The organism is Sphaerisporangium melleum (assembly GCF_014646695.1).
In the GTDB taxonomy this organism is placed as follows: Bacteria; Actinomycetota; Actinomycetes; order Streptosporangiales; family Streptosporangiaceae; genus Sphaerisporangium; species Sphaerisporangium melleum.
On sequence record NZ_BMNT01000032.1, the window covers coordinates 100,848 to 121,964 of the forward strand.

Annotated in this window: 16 protein-coding genes; 1 reads left to right on the plus strand and 15 read right to left on the minus strand. The window is 72.3% G+C overall.

The window, feature by feature from the left end:
- Positions 1-242: 242 nt before the first annotated feature.
- From pcaDC to IEY93_RS26360, 9 genes are all read right to left on the minus strand, one after another.
- Positions 243-1,493, minus strand: a complete 1,251-nt coding sequence (gene pcaDC, locus IEY93_RS26320; RefSeq protein WP_189165804.1) for a bifunctional 3-oxoadipate enol-lactonase/4-carboxymuconolactone decarboxylase PcaDC — start codon at positions 1,491-1,493, stop codon at positions 243-245.
- 31 nt (positions 1,494-1,524) lie between these two features.
- Positions 1,525-2,988: a 3-carboxy-cis,cis-muconate cycloisomerase gene (gene pcaB / locus IEY93_RS26325; protein ID WP_229691494.1), complete on the minus strand. Its 1,464-nt coding sequence runs from the start codon at positions 2,986-2,988 to the stop codon at positions 1,525-1,527.
- Entirely contained in the window at positions 2,975-3,526 is a 552-nt protein-coding gene (gene pcaG / locus IEY93_RS26330; RefSeq protein ID WP_229691498.1) for a protocatechuate 3,4-dioxygenase subunit alpha, read from the minus strand. Before pcaG ends, pcaB begins: the two co-directional genes overlap by 14 nt.
- Before the next feature lie 101 nt (positions 3,527-3,627).
- The gene (pcaH, locus tag IEY93_RS26335) at positions 3,628-4,509 is read right to left on the minus strand and encodes a protocatechuate 3,4-dioxygenase subunit beta (protein WP_189165806.1); all 882 of its coding nucleotides are present in this window, start codon (positions 4,507-4,509) and stop codon (positions 3,628-3,630) included.
- 10 nt (positions 4,510-4,519) lie between these two features.
- Entirely contained in the window at positions 4,520-5,701 is a 1,182-nt protein-coding gene (locus IEY93_RS26340; RefSeq protein WP_189165807.1) for a thiolase family protein, read from the minus strand.
- 308 nt (positions 5,702-6,009) lie between these two features.
- Entirely contained in the window at positions 6,010-6,732 is a 723-nt protein-coding gene (locus IEY93_RS26345) for a CoA-transferase subunit beta (RefSeq protein ID WP_189165808.1), read from the minus strand.
- A 140-nt stretch (positions 6,733-6,872) separates the two neighbouring features.
- The gene (locus IEY93_RS26350; RefSeq protein ID WP_189165809.1) at positions 6,873-7,691 is read right to left on the minus strand and encodes a CoA transferase subunit A; all 819 of its coding nucleotides are present in this window, start codon (positions 7,689-7,691) and stop codon (positions 6,873-6,875) included.
- Positions 7,692-7,821: 130 nt separating this feature from the next.
- Entirely contained in the window at positions 7,822-8,058 is a 237-nt protein-coding gene (locus tag IEY93_RS26355; protein ID WP_189165810.1) for a helix-turn-helix domain-containing protein, read from the minus strand.
- Positions 8,058-8,555, minus strand: coding sequence for a DUF2975 domain-containing protein (locus IEY93_RS26360; RefSeq protein ID WP_189165811.1), 498 nt, complete (start codon positions 8,553-8,555; stop codon positions 8,058-8,060). Before IEY93_RS26360 ends, IEY93_RS26355 begins: the two co-directional genes overlap by 1 nt.
- 1,938 nt (positions 8,556-10,493) lie before the next feature.
- Between IEY93_RS26360 and IEY93_RS26365 the strand changes: the two genes are divergently transcribed.
- Positions 10,494-11,714 carry a YVTN family beta-propeller repeat protein gene (locus tag IEY93_RS26365; protein WP_229691495.1) on the plus strand — a complete coding sequence of 407 codons (1,221 nt, stop codon included), beginning with the start codon at positions 10,494-10,496 and terminating at the stop codon, positions 11,712-11,714.
- Between the two features lie 60 nt (positions 11,715-11,774).
- Here the strand turns inward: IEY93_RS26365 and IEY93_RS26370 are convergent, their stop codons facing one another.
- From IEY93_RS26370 to IEY93_RS26395, 6 genes are all read right to left on the minus strand, one after another.
- The gene (locus tag IEY93_RS26370) at positions 11,775-15,296 is read right to left on the minus strand and encodes a ThuA domain-containing protein (protein ID WP_189165813.1); all 3,522 of its coding nucleotides are present in this window, start codon (positions 15,294-15,296) and stop codon (positions 11,775-11,777) included.
- Entirely contained in the window at positions 15,266-16,228 is a 963-nt protein-coding gene (locus IEY93_RS26375; protein WP_189165814.1) for a sugar phosphate isomerase/epimerase family protein, read from the minus strand. The genes IEY93_RS26370 and IEY93_RS26375 overlap by 31 nt, the downstream gene beginning before the upstream one ends.
- The gene (locus IEY93_RS26380; protein WP_189165825.1) at positions 16,225-17,388 is read right to left on the minus strand and encodes a substrate-binding domain-containing protein; all 1,164 of its coding nucleotides are present in this window, start codon (positions 17,386-17,388) and stop codon (positions 16,225-16,227) included. The genes IEY93_RS26375 and IEY93_RS26380 overlap by 4 nt, the downstream gene beginning before the upstream one ends.
- A 78-nt stretch (positions 17,389-17,466) precedes the next feature.
- Positions 17,467-18,396, minus strand: coding sequence for an ABC transporter permease (locus tag IEY93_RS26385; protein WP_189165815.1), 930 nt, complete (start codon positions 18,394-18,396; stop codon positions 17,467-17,469).
- The gene (locus IEY93_RS26390) at positions 18,393-19,394 is read right to left on the minus strand and encodes an ABC transporter permease (RefSeq protein WP_189165816.1); all 1,002 of its coding nucleotides are present in this window, start codon (positions 19,392-19,394) and stop codon (positions 18,393-18,395) included. The genes IEY93_RS26385 and IEY93_RS26390 overlap by 4 nt, the downstream gene beginning before the upstream one ends.
- Positions 19,391-20,815: a sugar ABC transporter ATP-binding protein gene (locus IEY93_RS26395; protein ID WP_203968847.1), complete on the minus strand. Its 1,425-nt coding sequence runs from the start codon at positions 20,813-20,815 to the stop codon at positions 19,391-19,393. Before IEY93_RS26395 ends, IEY93_RS26390 begins: the two co-directional genes overlap by 4 nt.
- Positions 20,816-21,117 lie beyond the last annotated feature (302 nt).

Here is a 21,117-nt window from a genome sequence, read left to right on the forward strand (position 1 = left end):
GCCTCGCGAGCAACGGCACCGCCAACGGCACCAAGGCCCAGATCGGGACCTGCAACGGCTCCAGCGGCCAGAAGTGGAACCGGGTCTGACCTGGTTTGACGGCCGGTGACGACGGGCCGTACCCACGCCGGCGGCACCCGTACGACGGGGCCGCCGGCAGCCGTCACGGCGCACGGTCGCCGCCGGCCGCGTGGGGCCGCTCGCAGGGTTGCCGGGGCCGCGCTGACGGATGCCCGGCCGATCTACTGGGGCCCGGGCCGTTCCGGTGGGGCGTCGGGCCGCTCGGCGGCTTCGTGGAGTACGCGGCCGGCGACGGCGAAGGCGGCGTTGGCGGCCGGCACTCCGCAGTAGACGGCGGTCTGCAGCAGGACCTCCTGGACGTCGGCGGGTGTGAGGCCGTTGCGCAGAGCCGCGCGCACGTGCAGGGCCAGCTCGTCCAGGTGGCCGTGCGCCACCAGGGCGGTCATCGTCACGCAGCTTCGCGTGTACCGGCTGAGGCCGGGCCGGGTCCAGACCTCCCCCCAGGCGTACCGCGTGATGAAGTCCTGGAACGGCGCGGTGAACTCCGTGGTCCGCGCGACGGCCCGGTCCACGTAGTCGTCGCCGAGCACGGCCCGCCGCACGGCCATGCCCTCCGCGTGCCGCGAGCCGTCATCGCGGGGCCGGTCGGTGACCGCGGCGGGGACGGGATGCCCGGCGGCGTCGTCGGACAGATGGGCGAGCAGGGCGGCCAGGACCGGGCCGGGACGTTCGACGCTCGCCAGGTGTGCCGCGTGCCCGACCTCGACCAGCGACGCCCCCGGGATGCCGTCGGCCAGCTCGCGGGCGTGACCCGGCGGTGTGGCCGGGTCCTCGCGGCCCGCGACGACCAGGGCGGGCACGCTCACCCGCGCCAGCTCGTCCCGCAGGTCGTACACCGCGAGCGCGTCACAGCAGGCCGCGTAGCCTTCCGGGTCGGTGGCGCGCAGGTCCGCCGCCAGCGCCTCGGCGGCCGGTGCCCGCACGAAGGCGGGCGTGAACCAGCGGGCGGTGGCCGCCTCGACGAGCGGGCCGGTGCCCTTGGCCCGCACCAGCGCGGCCCGCTCGTGCCAGGTCTCCGGCGTGCCGAAGCGGGCCGAGGAGCACACCAGGACCAGTGAGGAGAGCCGCTCGGGATGGTGGACGGCGAGCCAGGTGCCGACCGCTCCGCCCAGCGAGATGCCGGCGTAGGCGAAGCGCCGCAGGCCGAGCGCGTCCGCGAGGCCGAGGACCAGCCGGCCGAGGTCGCCGACGGTGGCCGCACCCGGCGCCATGCTCGGCAGCAGCGCGGCGGGCGAGATTCCGTGCCCGGGCAGGTCCCAGCGCACCACCCGGTGCCGCTGGGCCAGCGCCGGCACCTGCGGATCCCACACGGCGAGGCTGGTACCGAGCGAGGGCCCGAGGACGATCGGCGGTGCCCCCTCCGGCCCGTCCATCCGGTATCCCAGCATGCTGGGCGCCAGGCGCGTGGTCATGAGGAGACCTCCTCGGCGGCGTCGCGGGTGATCATGGCTTGTCTTCCTCGACGGCGGTGAGCGCGCGGCCGGCCAGGGCGGGAGCGGAGCCGAGGTAGCGCGCGGGGTCGAGCAGATCGCGGAGCCGCTCGGCGGGCAGGGCCGCCGCCACGGTGGGTTCGCCGGTGATCGCCTCGGCCAGGGTGATGCCGTCCTGCGCGGCGCGGCGGGACGCTCGCGTCACCACCTGCCTGGCCTCGTCCCGCCCGAGCGGGCCGGCGAGCGCGATGGTCAGGTGCTCGGCCACGACGAGGCCGCCGGTCAGCCGCAGGTTGTCCCGCATGCGGCCGGGGTGGACGCGCAGGCCCTCGGCGAGTTCGGCCGCGGCGCGGGCGGCGCCGCCCACCAGGCGCACGGCGTCGCGCAGCGGCTGCCACTCGGCGTGCCAGGCACCCGCCGGACGCTCGTCCTCGGCGGCGAGCGCGCCGAGAAGCACGCCGGCCAGCGCGGGGACCTGCCGTGCCGCGGCGGAGACGAGCACGGCGCGTACGGGGTTGGACTTGTGCGGCATGGCCGAGGAGCCGCCGCCCTCGCCCTCGGTCACCTCGCCGATCTCGGTCCGCGACAGCACGAGCACGTCGGCCGCGATCTTGCCGAGCGCTCCGGCGGTGAACGCCAGGGCCGCAGCCAGATCCGCGACGGGCACCCGCAGCGTGTGCCAGGGCAGCACGGGCTCGGCCAGCCCCGCCTCGGCCGCGTAGGCCGCCAGCAACCGCACTCCCACGTCCCCGGCGTCCCCGGCGGGCCGGGGCCGGGCCATTCCGGTGGTCTCCGCGCCCGCCTCGTCCTCCCGGGCGGGGGCGCCGGTCACCGGCGCGGTGCCGGCGAAGGCGTGGAAGGCGGCGAGCGTGCCGGCCGCGCCGCCGAGTTGCACCGGCAGCGCCGCCCGTACCGTCGCCAGCCGGGCACGCGCCGCCGCGACCAGGGTCAGCCAGCCGGCGGCCTTCAGGCCGAACGTGGTCGGCACCGCGTGCTGGGTGAGCGTCCGGCCCGGCATCGGGGTGGCGCGGTGCGCGTCGGCCAGGCCCGCCAGTGCCCGGGCCATGCGTTCCAGGTCCTCCAGCACCGGCTCCAGGGCGCGGCGCGTCACGAGCATCAGGGCCGTGTCCCAGATGTCCTGGCTGGTGGCCCCGCGGTGCACGTACGGGGCGGACGCGGCGTCCTGCTCGGCGACCGCGGCGGTGAGGTCGGCGACCAGCGGGATGACCGGGTTGCCCCCGGAACGGGCGCGCAGCGCCAGGCCGCGGACGTCGGGGCGCGCCGCCCCGGCCGCGGCGGTGACCGCGCGGGCCGCGGATACCGGAGCGAGGCCGGTGGCCGCCTGCGCCCGGGTCAGCGCCGCCTCGGCGTCGAGCATGGCACGGACGAAGGCGGCGTCCCCGGTCGCCGCCTCGGCCGCCGAGCCCGCCCACACCGGCCCGAGCAGCCCCACGTCCGCCGGATCAGCCGAAGTCAAGGAAGACCGTCTCCTCGTGCGCGCCGTCGCCTTGCAGGCGGATGTCGAACCGGTAGGTCTTCTCCCCTTCCGGGGCGGCGAGCAGCGTGGCGCGGCGTCGCGGTGGCAGGGAGGCGAGCAGCGGGTCGGCCGCCGGATCGCCGGCGCCCGCCGGGCCGGGCAGGTACACGCGGGTGAACAGGTGGTGCAGCAGGCCGCGCGCGAACACGCACACCGAGATGTACGGCACTCCGCCCGGGGGCAGTGTGCGCAGGGTGTAGTGCCCGTCCGCGTCGGTGGCCACCCGGCCGAACCCGGTGAAGTCCACCCCGTGCCTGCCCACGATCTCGCCGGTCACCGGGTCGCGGCGCAGCGAACCGGGGGCTCCGGCCCGCGACCCGTCCGGGGCGGGCTGCCAGAACTCCAGCAGGGCGTCGGGGATCGGCTGCCCGGCCCCGTCGTGGACGCGGCCGTGGACCGTGATCGTGTCCGGATGGCCGGCCGGCGCCATGTCGCCGCCCTTGGCGAACGGCAGCGCGTAGCCGTAGAAGGGCCCCACGGTCTGCGACGGGGTCGGCGGCGGCCGCTCACCCGCCGCCGCGAGCGCCTCGGCGCGCGGTGTTCCCGGTACGGGCGGTACCGGCGGTACGGGCGGCGGGGTCAACGGCCTTCCTCCATCCACGTCGCGGCCGGACCGGACAGGACGATGTCCCACCGGTAGCCGAGGGACCACTCGGGGGTCGACAGGTCGTGCTCGTACCGGGCGACCAGCCGTTCGCGGGCGGCGTCGTCGGTGACCGACTGCATGATCGGGTCGAACGGGAAGAGCGGATCCCCGGGAAAGTACATCTGCGTGACCAGCCGCTGGGTGAAGGCCGCGCCGAACAGCGAGAAGTGGATGTGCGCCGGCCGCCAGGCGTTGTCGTGATTGCGCCAGGGATAGGCGCCCGGCCTGATCGTGGTGAAGGCGTACCGGCCCTCGTCGTCGGTGAGGCAGCGGCCGGCGCCGGTGAAGTTCGGGTCGAGCGGCGCCGGGTGCTGGTCGCGCTGGTGGGCGTACCGCCCGGCCGCGTTGGCCTGCCAGATCTCCACGAGTTGCCCGCGCACCGGGCGGCCGTCGCCGTCCAGCACCCGGCCGGTGACGCGGATGCGCTCGCCGAGCGGCTCCCCGGCGTGCCGGCGGGTGAGGTCGGCGTCCAGTTCGGTGACGTCGGTGACGCCGAACACCGGGCCGGTCAGCTCCACCGCGTCGGGGTCGCGCACCGCGACCAGCGGCTGCCGGGGGTGGCGCAGGATGCTGCTGCGGTAGGGCGGGTAGGCCCGCGGGGGATGGTCCAGGCGAGGCCCGCCGCCCTCGACCGCCTTGAGGTACTCCTGCCGCGTCTGGGCGATCTCCGCGCTGATGACCTCCTGGGCCGGCGGAGCGGGAGGCGCGGCGGCCTCCCCCGTCCGCTCAGCGGCAGGGGGAGGGGACGCCGGCCGGGGTGGCGGGGCCTCGGCCCGCCGGTCGGCCGGGCCGGTGCCGTCAGAGGTGCTGGGCATGGTGTCGTCACTACCTTTCCAGGACCAGGGCGAGTCCCTGTCCCACGCCGATGCACAGTGCCGCCAGCCCCGTGCCGGAGCCCTTGGCGGCGAGCTGGTGCGCGACCGCGCCGGCCAGCCGCGCGCCGGAGGCGCCGAGCGGGTGCCCGATCGCGATGGCGCCGCCCCGGGGGTTGACGATCGCCGGATCGAGGCCGGGCCACTCGGCCAGGCAGCCGAGCGCCTGGGCGGCGAAGGCCTCGTTCAGCTCGACCACCGACAGGTCCGTCAGGCTCCGGCCCGCGCGGGCCAGCGCCCGGCCTGCCGCCTCGACCGGCCCGAGCCCGTAGAACCGCGGGTCGACCGCGCTGACCGCCGAGGCGCGGACCCGGGCGAGCGGCTCCCGGCCGACGGCGCGCAGCCCTTCCTCGTCGCACAGCAGCAGCGCCGCGGCGCCGTCGTTCAGCGGTGAGGAGTTGCCCGCGGTGACGGTGCCGCCGGACGGGCGGAAGGCCGGCTTCAGCCTGGCCAGCGCCGCCATCGAGGTGTCGTCCCTGATCGACTCGTCCCGCGGCAGGTCGGCCCCCTCCACCTGGACGATCTCCGGCGCGTAGGAGCCGTCCTTCCACGCGCGGGCGGCCTTCTCGTGGCTGGCCAGGGCGAACGCGTCCTGCCGCTCGCGGTCGAGGCCGTACTCGCCGGCGATCAGCTCCGCGCCCTCGCCCAGGGACACCGTCCACTCGGCGGGCATGCGCGGGTTGACCATGCGCCAGCCGAGGGTGGAGGAGTACAGCTCCTGGTGCCCGGCGGGGAAGCCGCGCTCGGGCTTGGGCAGCACCCAGGGCGCGCGCGACATCGACTCCACACCGCCCGCCACCGCGATGGAGGCGTCTCCGGCGGCGATGGCGCGCGCGGCCTGGATGACGGCCTCCAGCCCCGAGCCGCACAGCCGGTTGACGGTCGTGCCGGGGACGGTGACCGGCAGCCCGGCCAGCAGGACCGCCATGCGGGCGACGTCACGGTTGTCCTCGCCCGCGCCGTTGGCGTCGCCGAAGAAGACGTCGTCGATCCGCGCGGGGTCCAGGGCGGGGCTGCGGCCGGTCAGCGCCCGCACGACGCCGGCGGCCAGGTCGTCGGGACGCACGCCCGACAGTGCCCCGCCGTACTTCCCGAATGGCGTGCGCACGGCGTCCACGACGTACACCTCGTTCACCGGCGCGCCTCCACGTCCACCCGCCTCCGCTCGCCGTCCGGCCCATTCGTCGCTGTTCGGGTCATTCGCCGACCCGCTCGCGGTCCGGCGTGGTCATGGCCGTACGTCCGGCCTGTCGGGGACCAGCCGTTTCGCGGCCGTTCGCCCCAGTCATGCCACTCCATGTCATGCCCCCTGTTCCCGGGGACCTCTCCTGGGTCCTGCCCGTTTCCAGCGGCATCCCCTCATCCACCTCGCGGGCCGGTTCCCGACGTGCTCGAGGTCGGAAAGGGGGAGCGGGTGGGATCGCGGCGCTCGTGGCGGCCATCTCAGGCGGCCCTGAGCGCGCGCAGGGCGGCCAGTTCGGCGGGGGTCGGCGGCGCGGTGACCGACACCTGATCGGCGGTCTTGAGCGGCCACCCGGTGGCGGCGCGCACCTGCTCCACGGTGACCCCGGCGTGCAGGTCGGTGAGGAGCAGCTCGGCGCTCTCCGGATCGGGGCGCAGGATGCCGAGGTCGGTGATGACCGCGACCGGCCCCCGGCCGCGCAGGCCCAGGCGCTCGCGGTCGCCGCGGCCCGCGCCATGGCCCACCGAGGTGACGAAGTCGAGCCGGTCCACGAAATTGCGGGTCGAGTGGCGCAGCACGATGAGCACCTCGCCACAGCTCGCCGCGATCTCCGGTGCCCCGCCCGCCCCGGGCAACCGGCCCTCGGGACGGTCCGGCCCCCGGTTCACCACGGTGGTGTTGATGTTGGCGAACCGGTCGAGCTGGGCGGCGCCGAGGAAGCCGACGTCGATGCGCCCGGCCTGCAGCCAGTAGTTGAACATCTCCGGTACCGAGACGACCGCGTCGGCGGTCTCGGCCAGCTCGCCGTCCCCGATGGACAGCGGCAGCCGGGTGGGCTTGGCGCCGAGCGCGCCGGACTCGTAGATCAGGACGAGATCGGGACGGCAGGTGCGGCGGGCGAGGTTGGCGGCGGTGCTCGGCAGTCCGATGCCGACGAAGCACGTGCGCGCCCCGGCCAGGGCACGCGCGGCGTTGACGGTCATCACCTCGTCCGGCGTGCACGCGGCCGGGACACCTCGACCGTCTTCTCCCGAGCGCTCCCGCTCTCCAGCGGGCCCGCGGCCGTCTCTCCCCGGGGCGCCCAGGTCTCGGCCGTCCGCCACCGGGCCGGGCTCTTCGCGCATCAGACCTGGGTCCCTTCCCGCGTGATGTTCTCCCGCAGCCAGGCGGTGAAGCGCTCACGGTCGCGCGAGATCGGGTCCCACGCCTGGTAGAAGTCGTTGTCGCGCACGGAGTACCCCGCCGCGTAGGACGGGTGGGCGCCCCCGGGCACCTCGGCGACCGCGGTGATCGCCCAGCCCGGCAGGACGATGGCCCCGGGGCGGGGCCGCAGCTCATCGACGATCTCCTCCACGGTGACCAGCGCCCGTCGCGCGGCCAGCGCGGCCTCCTTCTGCACGCCGGTCAGCCCCCAGAGCTGGACGTTGCCCTCCCGGTCGGCCTGCTGGGCGTGGATGACCGTCACGTCGGGGTTGAGCGCCGCGACGGCGGCCAGCTCCTCGCCGGTGAACGGGCAGGTCACGGTGGCGAGGGTGTCGGTACGGCGGGGGATGTCGGTGCCCCGGTAGCCGCGCAGCACGGCGAAGGGCAGCCCCGAGGCGCCGGCGGCGTAGCGGTTGGCCATGCCGGCATGGCTGTGCTCGTCCAGCTCCAGGGGCCGCGGCCACCCGTTCTCGACCGCGTCCCGGAAGCGGTGCAGCGAGCCGACGCCGGGGTTGCCGCCCCAGGAGAAGACCAGTTTGCGGGCCAGCCCCGCGCCGATGAGCTGGTCGTAGATCACGTCGGGCGTCATCCGGATGAGCGTGAGATCGGTGATGCCCTGGCGGATGACCTCGTGGGCGGCGGCGAACGGGATGAGATGGGTGAAGCCTTCCATCGCGACCGCGTCGCCGTCGTGGATCAGCTCCGCCACCGCTTCCGGAAGCGTTCGGATGTCAGCCATGTCCCTCGTCCTCGCTGCCGCGGCTGCCCGGAGCCCGTCGACGCGGTGTCGCATGCCTCAGCGTGTTCGCATAGCGAACGTTTGTTCACTATCGGTGTCATCGCAGTCTGGCCCCGGGGGCGCGCGCGTGTCAATGATCGGAATGGGGGCCCGGGCCGTCCGCCTCGGTCGTCCAGCGCAGCAGGTCTCCCGGCTGGCACTGGAGCGCTTCGCAGAGCGCGGCGAGCGTCGTGAAACGCACCGCCTTGGCGCGGCCGTTCTTGAGCACCGCCAGGTTGGCGGGCGTGATCCCGACGCGGTCCGCGAGCTCGCCGACCGACATCTTGCGTCTGGCCAGCATCACGTCGATGTCGACGATGATCGGCATCAGATGACCTCCTCCAGCTCGGCCTGCATCTTCGCCGCCTCGACGTCGCGTGCGACGGCCTGGGCGAGCAGCATCCGCAGCACGAGCACGACGAGCGCGACCCCGAGGATGGCCACGGCGCCGCCGCAGATCAGCAGGACGATGCCCGGGGGAACGGGCTCGCCCGGCGCCAGAAGGACGGCGAGCGCGAACGTCAGGACGGCGGCCGCCACCACCGCGCCGATCACGATGTCCACGTACCGGAAGGCCGCGTGGGAGAACACCGTCCCGCGCCACACCATCGTCACCAGCCGCCACACGCAGACCAGGACGACCTGGGCGGTCACCACACCCAGAACCGTGATCACCAGGAAGGGGGTGCGCAGGTACGCGTAATCGGGACTCAGGTCCTCCATATCGATGGCCAGCAGGGGAACCATCACCGTCTGCACGAACACCGAGCCGGCGAGCAGTGCCACGAGCACGGCGCGCAGTGCGAGCACTGTCAGCTTTCCCATCGTCGCTCCTTCGATCGAATCACGATCGGAATCTATCGACATTCGATAGGACTGGCAAGAGGGGGGCGAGAGATGGGACGGGGTTGCGGGTGCGCCGCGGGGGAGGGTGACGTGACCGGCGGAGATGGCCGGTGCCGTCGACGAGATCTCAGGATTTCGCCGTTTTTCGCGCGGCCGGACGAGGTGGCCTTCTTTTCCTGGGCGGGATTTCGCTCACCGCCCGGCGGCCGGGAGGGGCCGCGTGTCGTGCTCTTCGCTACTTCTCTCCGGGAGTTTCGCGTCATTTCATCGGATGCCGCTCACCGGCTTTCGTCCGATGTCCCTTCTGGTGTTCTCTTTTCCTTCTCCGGTCATCTTTCCGATTCAGTCCCAGGTGGTGCCAGCGGTGCGGGAGTAGCCGTCCCAGGTGGTGCCCGCGGTGCGCGAGCGGGAGTCCCAGGTGGTGCCGGCGGTGCGGATGGCGGTGGCGGTGGTGGCGGTCATTTCTTTGTCCTTTCCGGAGGTTTTGTGTTTCTTGCTGACAAGAACAACTCTCCGGCATTCGGGGCTCGCGGAACAGATGATTCGGCGGCAGCAAGCTGCACGCCGATGACCGCTTCCTGCCATTGGCCTGGCGTCCTTGCGACCCGCTCGGCCGTATCCGGCATCCTCGCAGGTCAGAGCCCGGGAGGGGTGCATCGCCCGGGCCGCGCAGACCCCCGCCTGAGTGATCGCCGCCTCTGCCGATGGGGGGGACATCAGGGAGCAGGTGGCGGGGGAGCGTCGCGTTGCCCGCCACACCAGAGCGGCGGCTTCGTCGTGCGCCGCCGCAGAGCCCAGGCGGCGGGCGGAGGTGAAGAGATTCCGCCGGGTGGGCAGGTATGCCTGCTCGTGGTCCGGCGACTGCGGCCGGGCGGCATGCCACGGCGGTGCGGCCGTGGGCCACGGTGCCTGCTGAGCAGGAGTGGAAGGTGGGGTGGGGGCCGGAGCGTGGGCTCGACGGCCGGGGAGCCGTGCCGGCCGGGTCGCGGGCCGGGTGGTGCCGATCGGCGGGGTGGCCGGCGTGCGGTGGATTCCCGCTCTGACGACGCCGGCGGACATCGCTTCCGCCTATTCTTTCCAAGACGCTCGCGGCCGGAGGTTCGCCGCTTTCACCGCGTTTCCTGCGGTCCGCCCGTGGTTTCTTCTGGGCTTTCGCCGTTTTTGTTCTGAAGTGAGTTCCGGTTGATCGGCGGGCTGATTCTCGCCGGTTTCTGATAATCGCCGAATTCAGTCCCAGGTGGTGCCCGCGGTGCGGGAGTAGCCGTCCCAGGTGGTGCCGGCGGTGCGCGAGCGGGAGTCCCAGGTGGTGCCGGCGGTGCGGGTGGCGGTGGCGGTGGTGGCGGTCATTTCTTTGTCCTTTCCGGAGGTTTTCGTGTTTCTTGCTGACAAGAACAACTCTCCGGCATTCGGGGCTCGCGGAACAGATGATTGGGCGGCAGCAAGCTGCACGCCGATGACCGCTTCCTGCCACCCGGTGGCGACATTCACGGCAGGCGATGCCGTGAGCCGTATCGCCGCAGGTCAGGCCCCGGTACGCCACACATGAGAGCGGCGGCGCCGGGTGGCTCCTGACGACGCGTGACCCGCCGTTGATCGTCCGCTGACCTTGATCTCCCTAGCGTTGCCGTTACCGGTGGGAAGCCCGGAGATCGCGGATCGTGAAGGGGAGTCATGCGGCGGAGCACGGTGCAGGTCGTTCCGGTCGCCCAGGGAAGAGGCCGCGAGGGATGTCCGCCGTCCCGGGAGGCCACGGGCCGGAGGGCCGCCGGCCACGGTGGGCGGGCCCGGGAGGCCGCGCGCGACAAGGGCGCGCGTGCGCGAGGCGGTCACGCGGACGGGCCGGGTACCGGGGACGCCGGCACCGGGCATCCGGGCCGGCGGCGCCGGAGCGTGTGGCGCGCGGCCGGGCGGCGACTGGTGGCGGCCGGAGTGGCGCTCGGGCTGGTGACGGTGACCTCCGGCTGCGGGGGAGAGGGCGCACGGACCGGAGCGGGCGCGACCCCCGCGGCGACGGTGTCTCCGACCGCCGCCGCGAAGGCCGGGCGGTCACCGCAGGCCGAGGCGGGGCCGGAGCGGGGCGCGGCGAAGAAGGCCGCGGTGCGCGACGTGTACGCCAATGACCGCGCCGGGATGCTCAGCCCGGCCGTCGCGGGGTTCCCGTCCCTGGTGTACGTGCCGAACAGCGAGAGCGGCACGGTCACCGTCATCGACCCGCGCACCTACAAGATCGTGCGCGAGTTCAGCGTCGGCCGCAGACCCCAGCACGTGGTGCCGTCCTGGGACCTCAAGACGCTGTGGGTGAACAACAACGACGGCAACACGCTGACCCCGATCGACCCGGCGACCGGGCGCCCGGGCAAGGCGATCGCGGTCGAGGACCCCTACAACCTGTACTTCTCGCCGGACGGCACGACCGCACTGGTCATGGCGGAACGGCTCAACCGGCTGGACTTCCGCGACCCGCACACCTTCCGGCTGCGCGAATCACTGCCGATGCCGTGCCGTGGCATCAACCACGCGGACTTCACCGCCGACGGCTCCATGATGCTGGCGAGCTGCGAGTTCTCCGGCCACCTGGTCGTCGTCGATCTCGGCGAACGAAAGGTGCGCGAGGTGGTGCGCCTGCCCCGGCTCGGCGTGACGCCGGCGAGCATGGCCCACCACGGCATGATGCACCACAGCATGCCGCAGGACGTCAAACTGTCGCCCGACGGCGAGACGTTCTACGTGGCCGACATGGCCAAGGGCGGCGTGTGGCTGGTGGACGCCGAGCGGTTCAAGGTCCGCCGGTTCGTCGCGACCGGCGCGGGCGCCCACGGGCTCTACGTCAGCCGGGACTCCAAGCACCTCTACGTGTCCAACCGGGGCGCCGGGTCGGTGTCGGTGGTCTCCTTCGCCCGGCAGCGGCCGGTCGGCACCTGGCGCATCCCCGGCGGCGGTTCTCCCGACATGGGCGGGGTCTCCGCGGACGGCCGCCGCCTGTGGCTGGCCGGCCGCTACCACGGGGTCGTGTACGTCTTCGACACCGAGAAGGGCCGGCTCGAGCGGACCATCCGCGTCGGTGCCGGCCCGCACGGCCTCGCGGTGTACCCGCAGCCGGGAACCTACTCCCTCGGCCACACCGGAGTCTTCCGCTGACCTGCGCGGGAGCCCTGGCCGAGGGCCCGGCGCCCGCGGGGGCGGGCGCCGGGCGTTCGGTCAACCGACCTGGGTGAGCCTCCACTGCTGGTTGGTGCCGTTGTTGCACGTCCACTGGTTCAGCTGGACGTCGTTCGCCGTCGAGGCGCCGGGAACGTCAAGGCACTTGCTGCTCTGCACCGAGACGATCCGGTAGACGCCCGAACTGACCGACTCAAGGCGCCACTTCTGGTTGTTCGCGCCGTTGCAGGTCATCTGCCGGATGAGGGCGCCGTCACTGGTCGAGGAGTTGGTGACGTCCATGCACTTGTTACTGTGCACGGCGGTCAGAGTGACGGTCCCGTTGCCGGCGTCGGTCGCCTTCCACTGCTGGTTGGTGCCGGTGCTGGGCGTCCACTGGATGACGGCGGCGCCGTCCGCGGTCGACGCGCCACGGACGTCCGCGGCCTTGCCGCTGTTCACCGCGGTCATCGTGTAGGTGCGCGTCTGCGGGGTTCCGGTGCCCGTCCCGACGCCGTTGCCGTTGAAGGTGATGGAGTCGACGTCGAAGGAGTTCGCCGTCGGCGCCCGGAACACCATGTAGACGTTGCGGGTGCCACCGGGGTTGGTGACCGTCGCTGCCGTGGTGGACTGGTAGTTGTTCCAGCCGCCGGTGCTCGGCACCGAGCTGGACGCGATGAGCGCCCCGGTCGGCGAGTCGGCGCGCAGCTCGATCGAGCCGCCCGTGTTGGACGGCGCCGCGACGCGGAAGGACACCGAGGTGATCCCGGTGAGGTTCATCGGGGTGAAGGAGATCCAGTCGCCGCCGGAGATGTCGCCGACGCGCCTGCCGCCCTCGGCCGCGCTCTGGTCGACGACCTGGACGCCCGAAGACCCGGTGAAGAACTCGGCCTGCTTGTGCTTGGGCTGCAGCGTGATCCCGGTGCTGCCCTTCAGGCCGCCCTTGTCGGTGTACTCGGCCAGCAGCACGTAGTACACGTTGGAGGCCTCGTCGTGCCCGGACGCGGTGGTCGTGATCGTTCCGGAGCAGCCGGTGACCTGGCCGGTGTCGTGGCTGTGCTGGTCGTGCCCGAGCGCGGGGATCACCGTCACCTTCGAGCAGTCGACGGTGCCGTCCTCGGGATCGGTGACGGTCACGTTGTAGTTGACGGTGTCACCGAAGTTGATGAACCCGCCGTCCGGCGGGGCCGAGAAGGTGACCTGGGGACGGGTGTTGCCCACCCCGATGGTCAGGGTGATGGTGCCGGTCTTCCCGCCGGTGTCCTTGACGGTCAGCCTGGCGGTGTAGTTGCCGTTGGCGGCGTAGGTGTGGGACGGGTTCGCGCTGGTGGAGGTCCCGCCGTCCCCGAAGTCCCAGGCGTAGGTGATCGCGTCGCCATCCGGGTCGGAGGAGCCGGCGGAGGAGAACGCGACGGTCAGCGGCGCGCTGCCGGAGTCCGGTGTGGCGCTCGCCTTGGCGACGGGGGAGCGGTTGCCGCCGCTGCCGCCGATGTAGTCGACCCGGTAGATGCCGTCGTCGGTGTTGTTGTGGCCGAAGCCGTTACCCCAGTCGGCGTAGTACATGGCGCCGTCCGGGCCGAACTTCATGTCGATCGGCGCGTGCGGGGCGAGCTGCGGGACGAAGGGGCTGATCTTCAGCACGTTGCCGGAGGAGTCCAGACGCACTTCCTTGAAGAAGTTGCGGCTCCACTCGTACAGGAACGGCGTCTTGTCGAAGTACTCCGGGAACTTGCGGTCGGAGTTGACGGACGGGTCGTAGTTGTAGAACGGGCCGCCCATCGGGGCCGCGCCGCCGCAGCAGTTGATCTCGGGGAACTCCGCGGAGGCGTGGTAGTTGTACCAGATGGTGGCGGACTTGGCCGCGGGCAGGTTGGTCAGGCCGGTGTTGTTGGGCGAGTTGTTGACCGGCGCCGAGCAGTTGAACTTCGCACCGGAGGTGTTGGTGGCGAAGTTGAAGTCGTTGAACGGAATGTTGTTCCCGACGCAGTAGGGCCAGCCGTAGTTGCCCGGCTCCTTGATCAGGTTCCACTCGACGGTGCCCTCGGGGCCCCGGTTGGAGTTCGCCGACCCGGCGTCGGGACCGTAGTCGCCCGCCGAGATCCAGCCGGTCTTCTTGTCGACCGAGAAGCGGAACGCGTTGCGGAAGCCCATCGCGTAGATCTCGGGACGCGTCTTGGCCGTCCCGGGCGCGAACAGGTTGCCCGACGGGATCGTGTAGGTGCCGTCGGACTCGGGGTGAATGCGCAGGATCTTGCCGCGCAGGTCGTTGGTGTTGGCCGCGGAGCGCTGCGCGTCGTAGTGCTCGCGCCCGGACCGCTCGTCGATCGGGGCGTACCCGCTGGAGCCGTTGGGGTTGGTGTCGTCACCAGGGGCGATGTAGAGGTTGCCGTTCGGGCCGAAGGCCAGGTAGCCGCCGGTGTGACCCGGCTCGTCGACGTTGCGGTACGCCGGAACCTCGATGATCTTCTTCTCGCTGGACAGGTCGAGCGTGGTGCCGTTGACCGTGAACCGGGACACCCGGTTCACCTCACCGCCGTTGAGCGGCGAGTAGTTGAGGTAGATCCAGCGGTTGGTGGCGAAGTTCGGGTCGAGCGCCAGGCCGATGCCGCCGTCCTCGCCGCCGTCGTACACCGACAGGGTGCCGATCACGCGCGGCGCGCCGCCCGGGGTGATCATGTTGACCTTGCCGGAGCGGGAGATGTAGTACACCGTGCCGTCGGGAGCGATGTCCAGCTCCATGGGCTGGTCGGGCGCTCCGTCCAGGGTGACCTTCTGGTAGCGGGACGTGACCGTGCCGCCGCAGTCGCCGGGCTCGGCGCCCGCCGCCCACTTGACGCCGCCGAGCAGGTGCTGCTTGAACGACGCCTCGGAGTAGGAGGAGGCGTTGTGGCCCATCGCGGTGGCCCAGACCCGGCCGCCCTCAGGGTTGTGGCACCAGGAGATCGGGTGGTCGGCGCCCATCTTGTTGCCACCGGCGTCGTAGGTCGTCTCGTCCGCCGTGACCAGAACGTGGACGCTGCCGCGCATGTTCTTGTCGAAGTTGTACCACTCTTCGGTGCGCGTCCACCGGTCCGGCAGGCCCACGGTCGACGGGTGCACCTTGTCGGCGACCTTGGCGGTGCCCTGCACGATGTTGGAGTGCTGGGTCATGTGGGCGCCGCCGAGCACGGTCTGGTCCCACCAGGGGAACTGCGACTCGATGTTCATGTCGGTGGCGTTGTGGATCGCCACGATGCCGTGACCGGAGCGCACGTACGCCTGCGCGGCCTGGCGTTGCGCGTCGTTGTCCCAGACCATGCCCGAGGTCTGGAGCATGATCACCGCGTCGTAGGTGTTCAGCGTCGTGGTGTTGAAGACGCTGGAGTCCTCGCTGCGGTCGAGCTGGAAGTTGTTGTCGGCGGCGAGTTGCTGGAACATCGCGATGCCGGCGCTGATGGAGTCGTGCCGGTAGGCGCCGGACGCCGTCTTGCTGAACAGCAGCACCTTGAACAGCGGCGCCGCCGCGTTGGCCGCCGGCACCCCGCCGAACGGCAGCAACAGCAGCACGGCGGTCAGGATGTGGAGCAGGCGTGGTCTTCGCATGAATGATCTCCAGAGGGTGCACCGGTTCCGGTCCGGTGCTGGGGGTTGGGGAGGGGGGACATCGATGGCTGCGCGTTCTGGCCGGCGGGGCCGTCCGGCCGGCTCCAGAGCGTGCGCAGGAAGGCCAGCCCATCGGTGGCGAGCTCGTCCTGGGACGGGGCGAGTGGGCGCCAGATGGACGCGGCGGTGGCGATGGTGGTGTTGTCGGAGGTGAAGGACTCGATCACCAGCGGGCCGGTGTACGCCGTGTCACGGACGGCCGCGGCGAAGCCCGGCCAGTCGAAGTGGTCGGCGCCCGGCGCCCCGCGGTCGGTCCCGCACACCTGGATGTGCGCGATCCGGTCGCCGGCCAGCCGGACGGCCCTGAGCGGGTCCTTCTCCTCGATGTTGAGGTGGTAGGTGTCCAGGGCGAGGCCGCAGTCGGCCGGAAGGGCCTCAAGGGCCTGCTCAACGGTGTTCAGCAGGCTGGTCTCGTACCGGTTGAGCGGTTCGACGCCGATCCGGACCCCGTGCTCGCCCGCGTGGGCGAGCACCGGCTTGAGGTTCTCCCCGAGCTCGGCGTAGACGGCGCGGCGCTCGTCCGGGCTCATCTGCCAGGTCCGGCCGACCGAGGCGTAGGCGGGCCCGCTGACCGCCGGCGCGCCGACGGCCACCGCGACGTCCACGCAGTGCCGCAGGTAGTCCTGGGTCTCCCGGACCACCTGCGGCGAGGCGGCGACCAGCTCGCGCCCCGGCGGCATGGTGAGCACGACCGACGCGCCGAGCCCGAGCCCGGCCAGGAGCTCCGCGGCCCGGGCGGGGTCCCATTCGCCGGGCCGCTCGACCGGGAGCTCGACGACGTCGAATCCCCAGCCCGCGATCCGCGGCGCCAGCGCGGCCAGGGACTCGTCGGTGAGCGGCGAGACCCAGACCCAGGTGTTGACCCCGATCAAGGCTTGCCCCCCCACTTCTCCGGGTAGCCGGGCAGGTCCTCGCAGCCGCACAGCGCGTAGTGCAGCGGCGGCATGCCCGGCTTGAGGTAGGTGGCGAGGTTCTCCTGGGTGACCGTCGGCTGCGGCAGGTTCCACATCTTCGGCACCTGCTCGCCCTTGAGGACCTTGAGCGCGGCGATGATGGGGGTCCGCCACTGGTAGGTCGGGTAGGTCGGGGCGACCGCGGTCAGCTTCGCGTCGCTCCACTTCTGCAGGAAGTCCTCCTGGTCCTCGCCGTTGATCGGCGGCACGGGCACGCCCGCGTCCTCGAACGCCTCGACCGCCGCGACGGCGGTGGCCCCGGCGTCCATCCAAACGCCGTCGATCTTGCCGTAGCGCTGGATGTAGTCACCGACGATGCTCTTGGTCTTGGCGGCGTCGCCGTCGGTGAACTCCACTCCGACGACGTCGAGGTCGCTCTTGTCGAACGCGATCTTCGCCGCCGACCAGCGGGTCTCCAGGACGTCCACGCCGGGCAGGATGCGCAGCGCGAGGATCTTCCCGCCCGCGGGCACCTTGGTGACGAGGAACTCGGCGGCCTCGGCCCCGAAGGCGTAGCCACCGATCGGCTTGATGAAGGTGACCGGGCAGTCGGTCTGCACACCGCGGTCGAACACGATCACCGGCAGCTTCGGGCACGCCCCGGCGACCGCGGGAGTCAGCGTCGCGGTGGTGTTGGGCGAGACGATCAGCGCGTCGCAGCCCTTGCCCTGCAACTCCGCGATGTCGGAGATCTGCTTGTCGTCCTTGCCCTCGGCGTCCAGCATGGTGAACTTCGAGATCTCCTTGTGCAGGCCGACCTCCGCCTGCATGGTCTTCAACCCGACCTGCCGCCACGGGTTGTTGACCGCGGCGTTGGAGAAGCACAGGTGGTACGGCCCGTCCTTCTTGTACTTCGCCGTCTCGACGAGATTCGCGTCGATGGTCTGCTCCCACGGCTTGCCCTCCGGGCCGGCCGGCTGCGCGGACCGCATCGCCATCTGGGCGTCGTAGTCGGTCTGCACGAAGAACTTCGACTGCGCTCCGGTGCCCGAGCCGGAGGATTCCGCCGCCGAGGCCTGGGGCGACGCGGCGGTGGAGGGGGCGGGACTGTCGGTGGTGCACGCGGCCATCGCCGCCATCAGTCCGGCCAGCGCGGCGCTGACGAGGATCCGCCGCGAAGAGAATCGCACAATATTTCCTTTCGGTTTCGAATCGGGTCAGCTCGCCGCGGCTCTTCTGCGTGGGAGGCTCACCGCTCCCAGCGCCACCGCGGCGATGATGATGACCCCCTGCACGGCCGGCTCAAGCGCCCCCGAGATGCCGTACAGGTTGAGCAGGGTGAACAGCGCCTCCAAGGTGAAGGCGCCCGCCATCGCGGCGACCACGGAGCCGCGGCCGCCACCGAGGGCCACGCCGCCGAGCACCACCGCGGTGATGGCTTGGAACTCAAGACCGACGCCGACCTGCGCTGACACGCCGGCGAAGCCACCGAGCAGGATCGCCGCGACCGCGGCGGCGAGCCCGGAGATCATGAATGCGACCGTGCGGACCCGCGCGACGCGGACGCCGGACAGCGCCGCGGCGCGGTCGTTGTCGCCGGCCGCGACGAGCGTGTGGCCGAAGTCGGAGCGCATCACCCAGATCGCCACGGCCCCGGCCACCACGAGGATCAGCACCGACCAGGGCACCGGGCCGAGGCTCCCGCGGCCGAGTTCGCGGAACTGCGCGGACAGGGCGCCGCGGGGGGCGCCGCCGGTCCACAGGAACACCGCGCCGGACAGGATCAGCAGCATGCCGAGGGTGGTGATGAACGACGGGACCCGGAGCAGGGTGGTGACCACGCCGTTGACCAGCCCGGCCAGCAGCCCCAGCACCAGCATCAGGCCCAGCACCGGCCAGGTCGCCTCCGCCGAGCCGTCGATGAGCCTGGCGGCGATCACCACCTCCGCGGTGACCAGCGAGCCGACCGACAGATCGAACTCGCCGGACACGATCACGAAGTACTGCCCGGCCGCGAGGATCACCAGCGGCGCGGCGCGCTTGACGAAGGCCAGGAAGGCGGGCGGCTCCAGGAAGTACGGGTTGACGGCCGCGATCGCGACCAGCAGCACGGCCAGCACGATGAAGATCGGCAGCGTTCGCCTCATTTCGTACGCCTCCCGCGCGCGTAGATCGCCAGGGCGGCCACCAGGACCACGCCGCGCACGACGTCCTTGGCGAAGGAGTTGATCTCCAGCTGGTTGAAGACGCTGTCGAGGACGGCCAGGAGCAGGACCCCGCCGACGGTGCCGGCGACCCCGCCGCGGCCGCCGGCCAGGGCGGTCCCGCCCAGCACGACCGCGGCGATCGACTCCAGGTCGTATCCGCCGTCGGTCCCCACCGTCGGAGCGCCCGCCCCGAGCCGGGAGGCCAGCAGCAGCCCGGCGATCCCGGCGCAGACCGAGCACAGCACGTGGGCGATGATCACCACGCGGCCGGTCCGCACGCCCGACAGCCGCGCCACCTCGGCGTCCCCGCCCACCGCGTAGATCCGGTGACCCAGGCGCGTCCTGCTCAGCAGGAACCACGCCGCCACCGCCACCGCGGCCCACAGCAGCGCCGACACCGGCAGCGGGCCGATGCGGTCGTAGCCGAGATGCTGGAACGAGGCGGGCACGCTCCCCGCCGGCCCGTCGTAGCGCCAGTCCAGCGCTCCCCGGATGATCAGCGCGACCCCGAGCGTGGCGATGAAGGGGTGCACCTTGAGCCCGGTGATCACCAGCCCGTTCACCAGCCCGACCGCCGCGCTCACCGCCAGCACCGCGGCGACCGCGGGCAGCACCCCGGCGTCCCCGCCCGCCATGATCTCGGCCGCCACCAGTGAGGACAGGCTGATCAGGTAGGCCACCGACAGGTCCAGGCTGCCCGCCAGGATCGCCACGGTCTGCCCAACGGCGACGATGCCCAGCGCCGCGGACCGCTGCTGGATCCCGACGATGTTCTCCAGCCCCAGGAACCGGCCGCCGTCCACTTCGAACAGCACCCAGCCCAGCGCGACGAGCAGGATCAGGGCCACATAGACCGCGCGCGCGGGCCGGTCGGACGACATCCACCCGAGGTAGGTCACCCGGGCGGGGACGCGGCGCTGCTTGACGTGCTCGGTCATGACGCGGCTGCCAGGCGCATGACGTCCTCTTCGGACGGGCCGGCCGGCAGTTCCCCGGTGACACGGCCTTCCCGGAGCACCACGATGCGGTCGCTCATACCGATGAGCTCGGGAAGCTCGGAGGAGATCATGAGGATCGCCATGCCGCCGTCCGCGAGCTCGCGCATCAGGTCGTGGATCGCGGCCTTGGCCCCGACGTCGACACCGCGGGTCGGTTCGTCGAACAGCAGAACCCGCGGCGCGACCGCCATCCACTTGGCCAGCACGACCTTCTGCTGGTTGCCGCCGGACAACGACCTGACCTCCTGCCCGGAGCGGGGCGGCTTGAGCCGTACGCGCTCCAGCAGCCGGTCGACCTCCGTCTGGCCCCGCCCGGTGGCCCGGGCGACCAGCAGGGCGTTGTCGCGCACCCGCTGGCCGAGGAGCAGTCCCTCGGCCTTGCGGTCCTCGGTGACCAGGCCGATCCCGGCCGTGATGCCCTCGCGCGACGTGCGCGGGCGGCGGGGGGTCATCTCACCGCTGGTGAAGGGCTCGGCGCCGAACAGCGCCTTGGCGAGTTCCGACCGGCCCGAGCCCTGCAGCCCGCCCAGCCCGACGATCTCGCCGGCCCGCAGCTCGAGATCGATGCCGCGCAGCCGGGCGTTGCCGCCGCCGCGCACGCTCAGCAGCACCTCACCGGGCGGTTGCGCGGCCCGGGGCGGGAAGTAGGAGTCCAGCTCCCGGCCGACCATCAGGCGGACCAGCTCGGCCTGCGTCAGCGTGGACGCGGCGGCGGTGGTGACCAGGGCGCCGTCCTTGAGCACGGTGATCCGGTCCGCGAGCTCGAAGACCTCGCGCAGCCGGTGCGAGATGTACAGGACCGCGATGCCGCGTTCGGTGAGCCGCCGTACCAGCGCGTGCAGCAGTTCGACCTCGTGGTCGGCCAGGGCGGCGGTCGGCTCGTCCATCACCACGATCCGCGCGTTCAGTGACACCGCCTTGGCGATCTCGACGACCTGCTGCCGCGCGACCGAGAGCCGCCGGACGAGGTCGCGCGGACCGAACGACTCCTCGCCGAGCGAGTGCAGCAACTCGGCGGTCGCCGACTCCATCGCCGCCCGGTCGACCAGCCCCCACCGGCCCGGTTCCCGGCCGAGGAAGACGTTCTCGGCCACCGTCCGCTCCGGCAGCAGGGTGAACTCCTGGTAGATGATCGCCACTCCGGAGCGCTGCGCCTCGACCGGATGGCCGAACGTCACGCGCCGGCCGTCGATCTCGATCGACCCCTCGTCCGGGGTGTGCACGCCGGCCAGGATCTTCATGAGCGTGGACTTGCCGGCGCCGTTCTCGCCCACCACCGCGTGCACCTCTCCGGCGGCGGCCGCAAGGTCCACGCCCCGCAGGACCCGGACGCCCAGGAAGCTCTTGCCGATGCCGGTCATCTTCAGCACGCGGACCGCCTGGCGGGCCGAGCGCCGGCCCCGCCCGGGGCGGGACCGGCGCACGATGTCACGGCGGTGGGACCGGTTGCGGCCGGTCCGCGTAATGCGCCTGGCGCGGGTTGGTGCATGGACTCTCCTAGAACAGGGATATGGGAGCCGGCGGAGGGCACGCGGGGTGTCCTCCGCCGTTGGGGTGTCACGTGATGCCGGGATTTCGGGTGGGTCAGACCCGGTTCCACTTCTGGCCGCTGGAGCCGTTGCAGGTCCAGATCTGGGCCCTGGTGCCGTTGGCGGTGCCGTTG

Coding starts and splice junctions, on each gene's coding strand:
- IEY93_RS26380 (WP_189165825.1), bottom strand. CDS start 17,388: ATGGCGGCGATGGCCGCGTGCACCACCGACAGTCCCGCCCCCTCCACC.
- pcaH (WP_189165806.1), bottom strand. CDS start 4,509: ATGCCCAGCACCTCTGACGGCACCGGCCCGGCCGACCGGCGGGCCGAG.
- IEY93_RS26385 (WP_189165815.1), bottom strand. CDS start 18,396: ATGAGGCGAACGCTGCCGATCTTCATCGTGCTGGCCGTGCTGCTGGTC.
- IEY93_RS26370 (WP_189165813.1), bottom strand. CDS start 15,296: ATGCGAAGACCACGCCTGCTCCACATCCTGACCGCCGTGCTGCTGTTG.
- IEY93_RS26390 (WP_189165816.1), bottom strand. CDS start 19,394: ATGACCGAGCACGTCAAGCAGCGCCGCGTCCCCGCCCGGGTGACCTAC.
- IEY93_RS26350 (WP_189165809.1), bottom strand. CDS start 7,691: ATGGCTGACATCCGAACGCTTCCGGAAGCGGTGGCGGAGCTGATCCAC.
- IEY93_RS26395 (WP_203968847.1), bottom strand. CDS start 20,815: ATGACCGGCATCGGCAAGAGCTTCCTGGGCGTCCGGGTCCTGCGGGGC.
- IEY93_RS26345 (WP_189165808.1), bottom strand. CDS start 6,732: ATGACCGTCAACGCCGCGCGTGCCCTGGCCGGGGCGCGCACGTGCTTC.
- IEY93_RS26360 (WP_189165811.1), bottom strand. CDS start 8,555: ATGGGAAAGCTGACAGTGCTCGCACTGCGCGCCGTGCTCGTGGCACTG.
- IEY93_RS26355 (WP_189165810.1), bottom strand. CDS start 8,058: ATGCCGATCATCGTCGACATCGACGTGATGCTGGCCAGACGCAAGATG.
- pcaDC (WP_189165804.1), bottom strand. CDS start 1,493: ATGACCACGCGCCTGGCGCCCAGCATGCTGGGATACCGGATGGACGGG.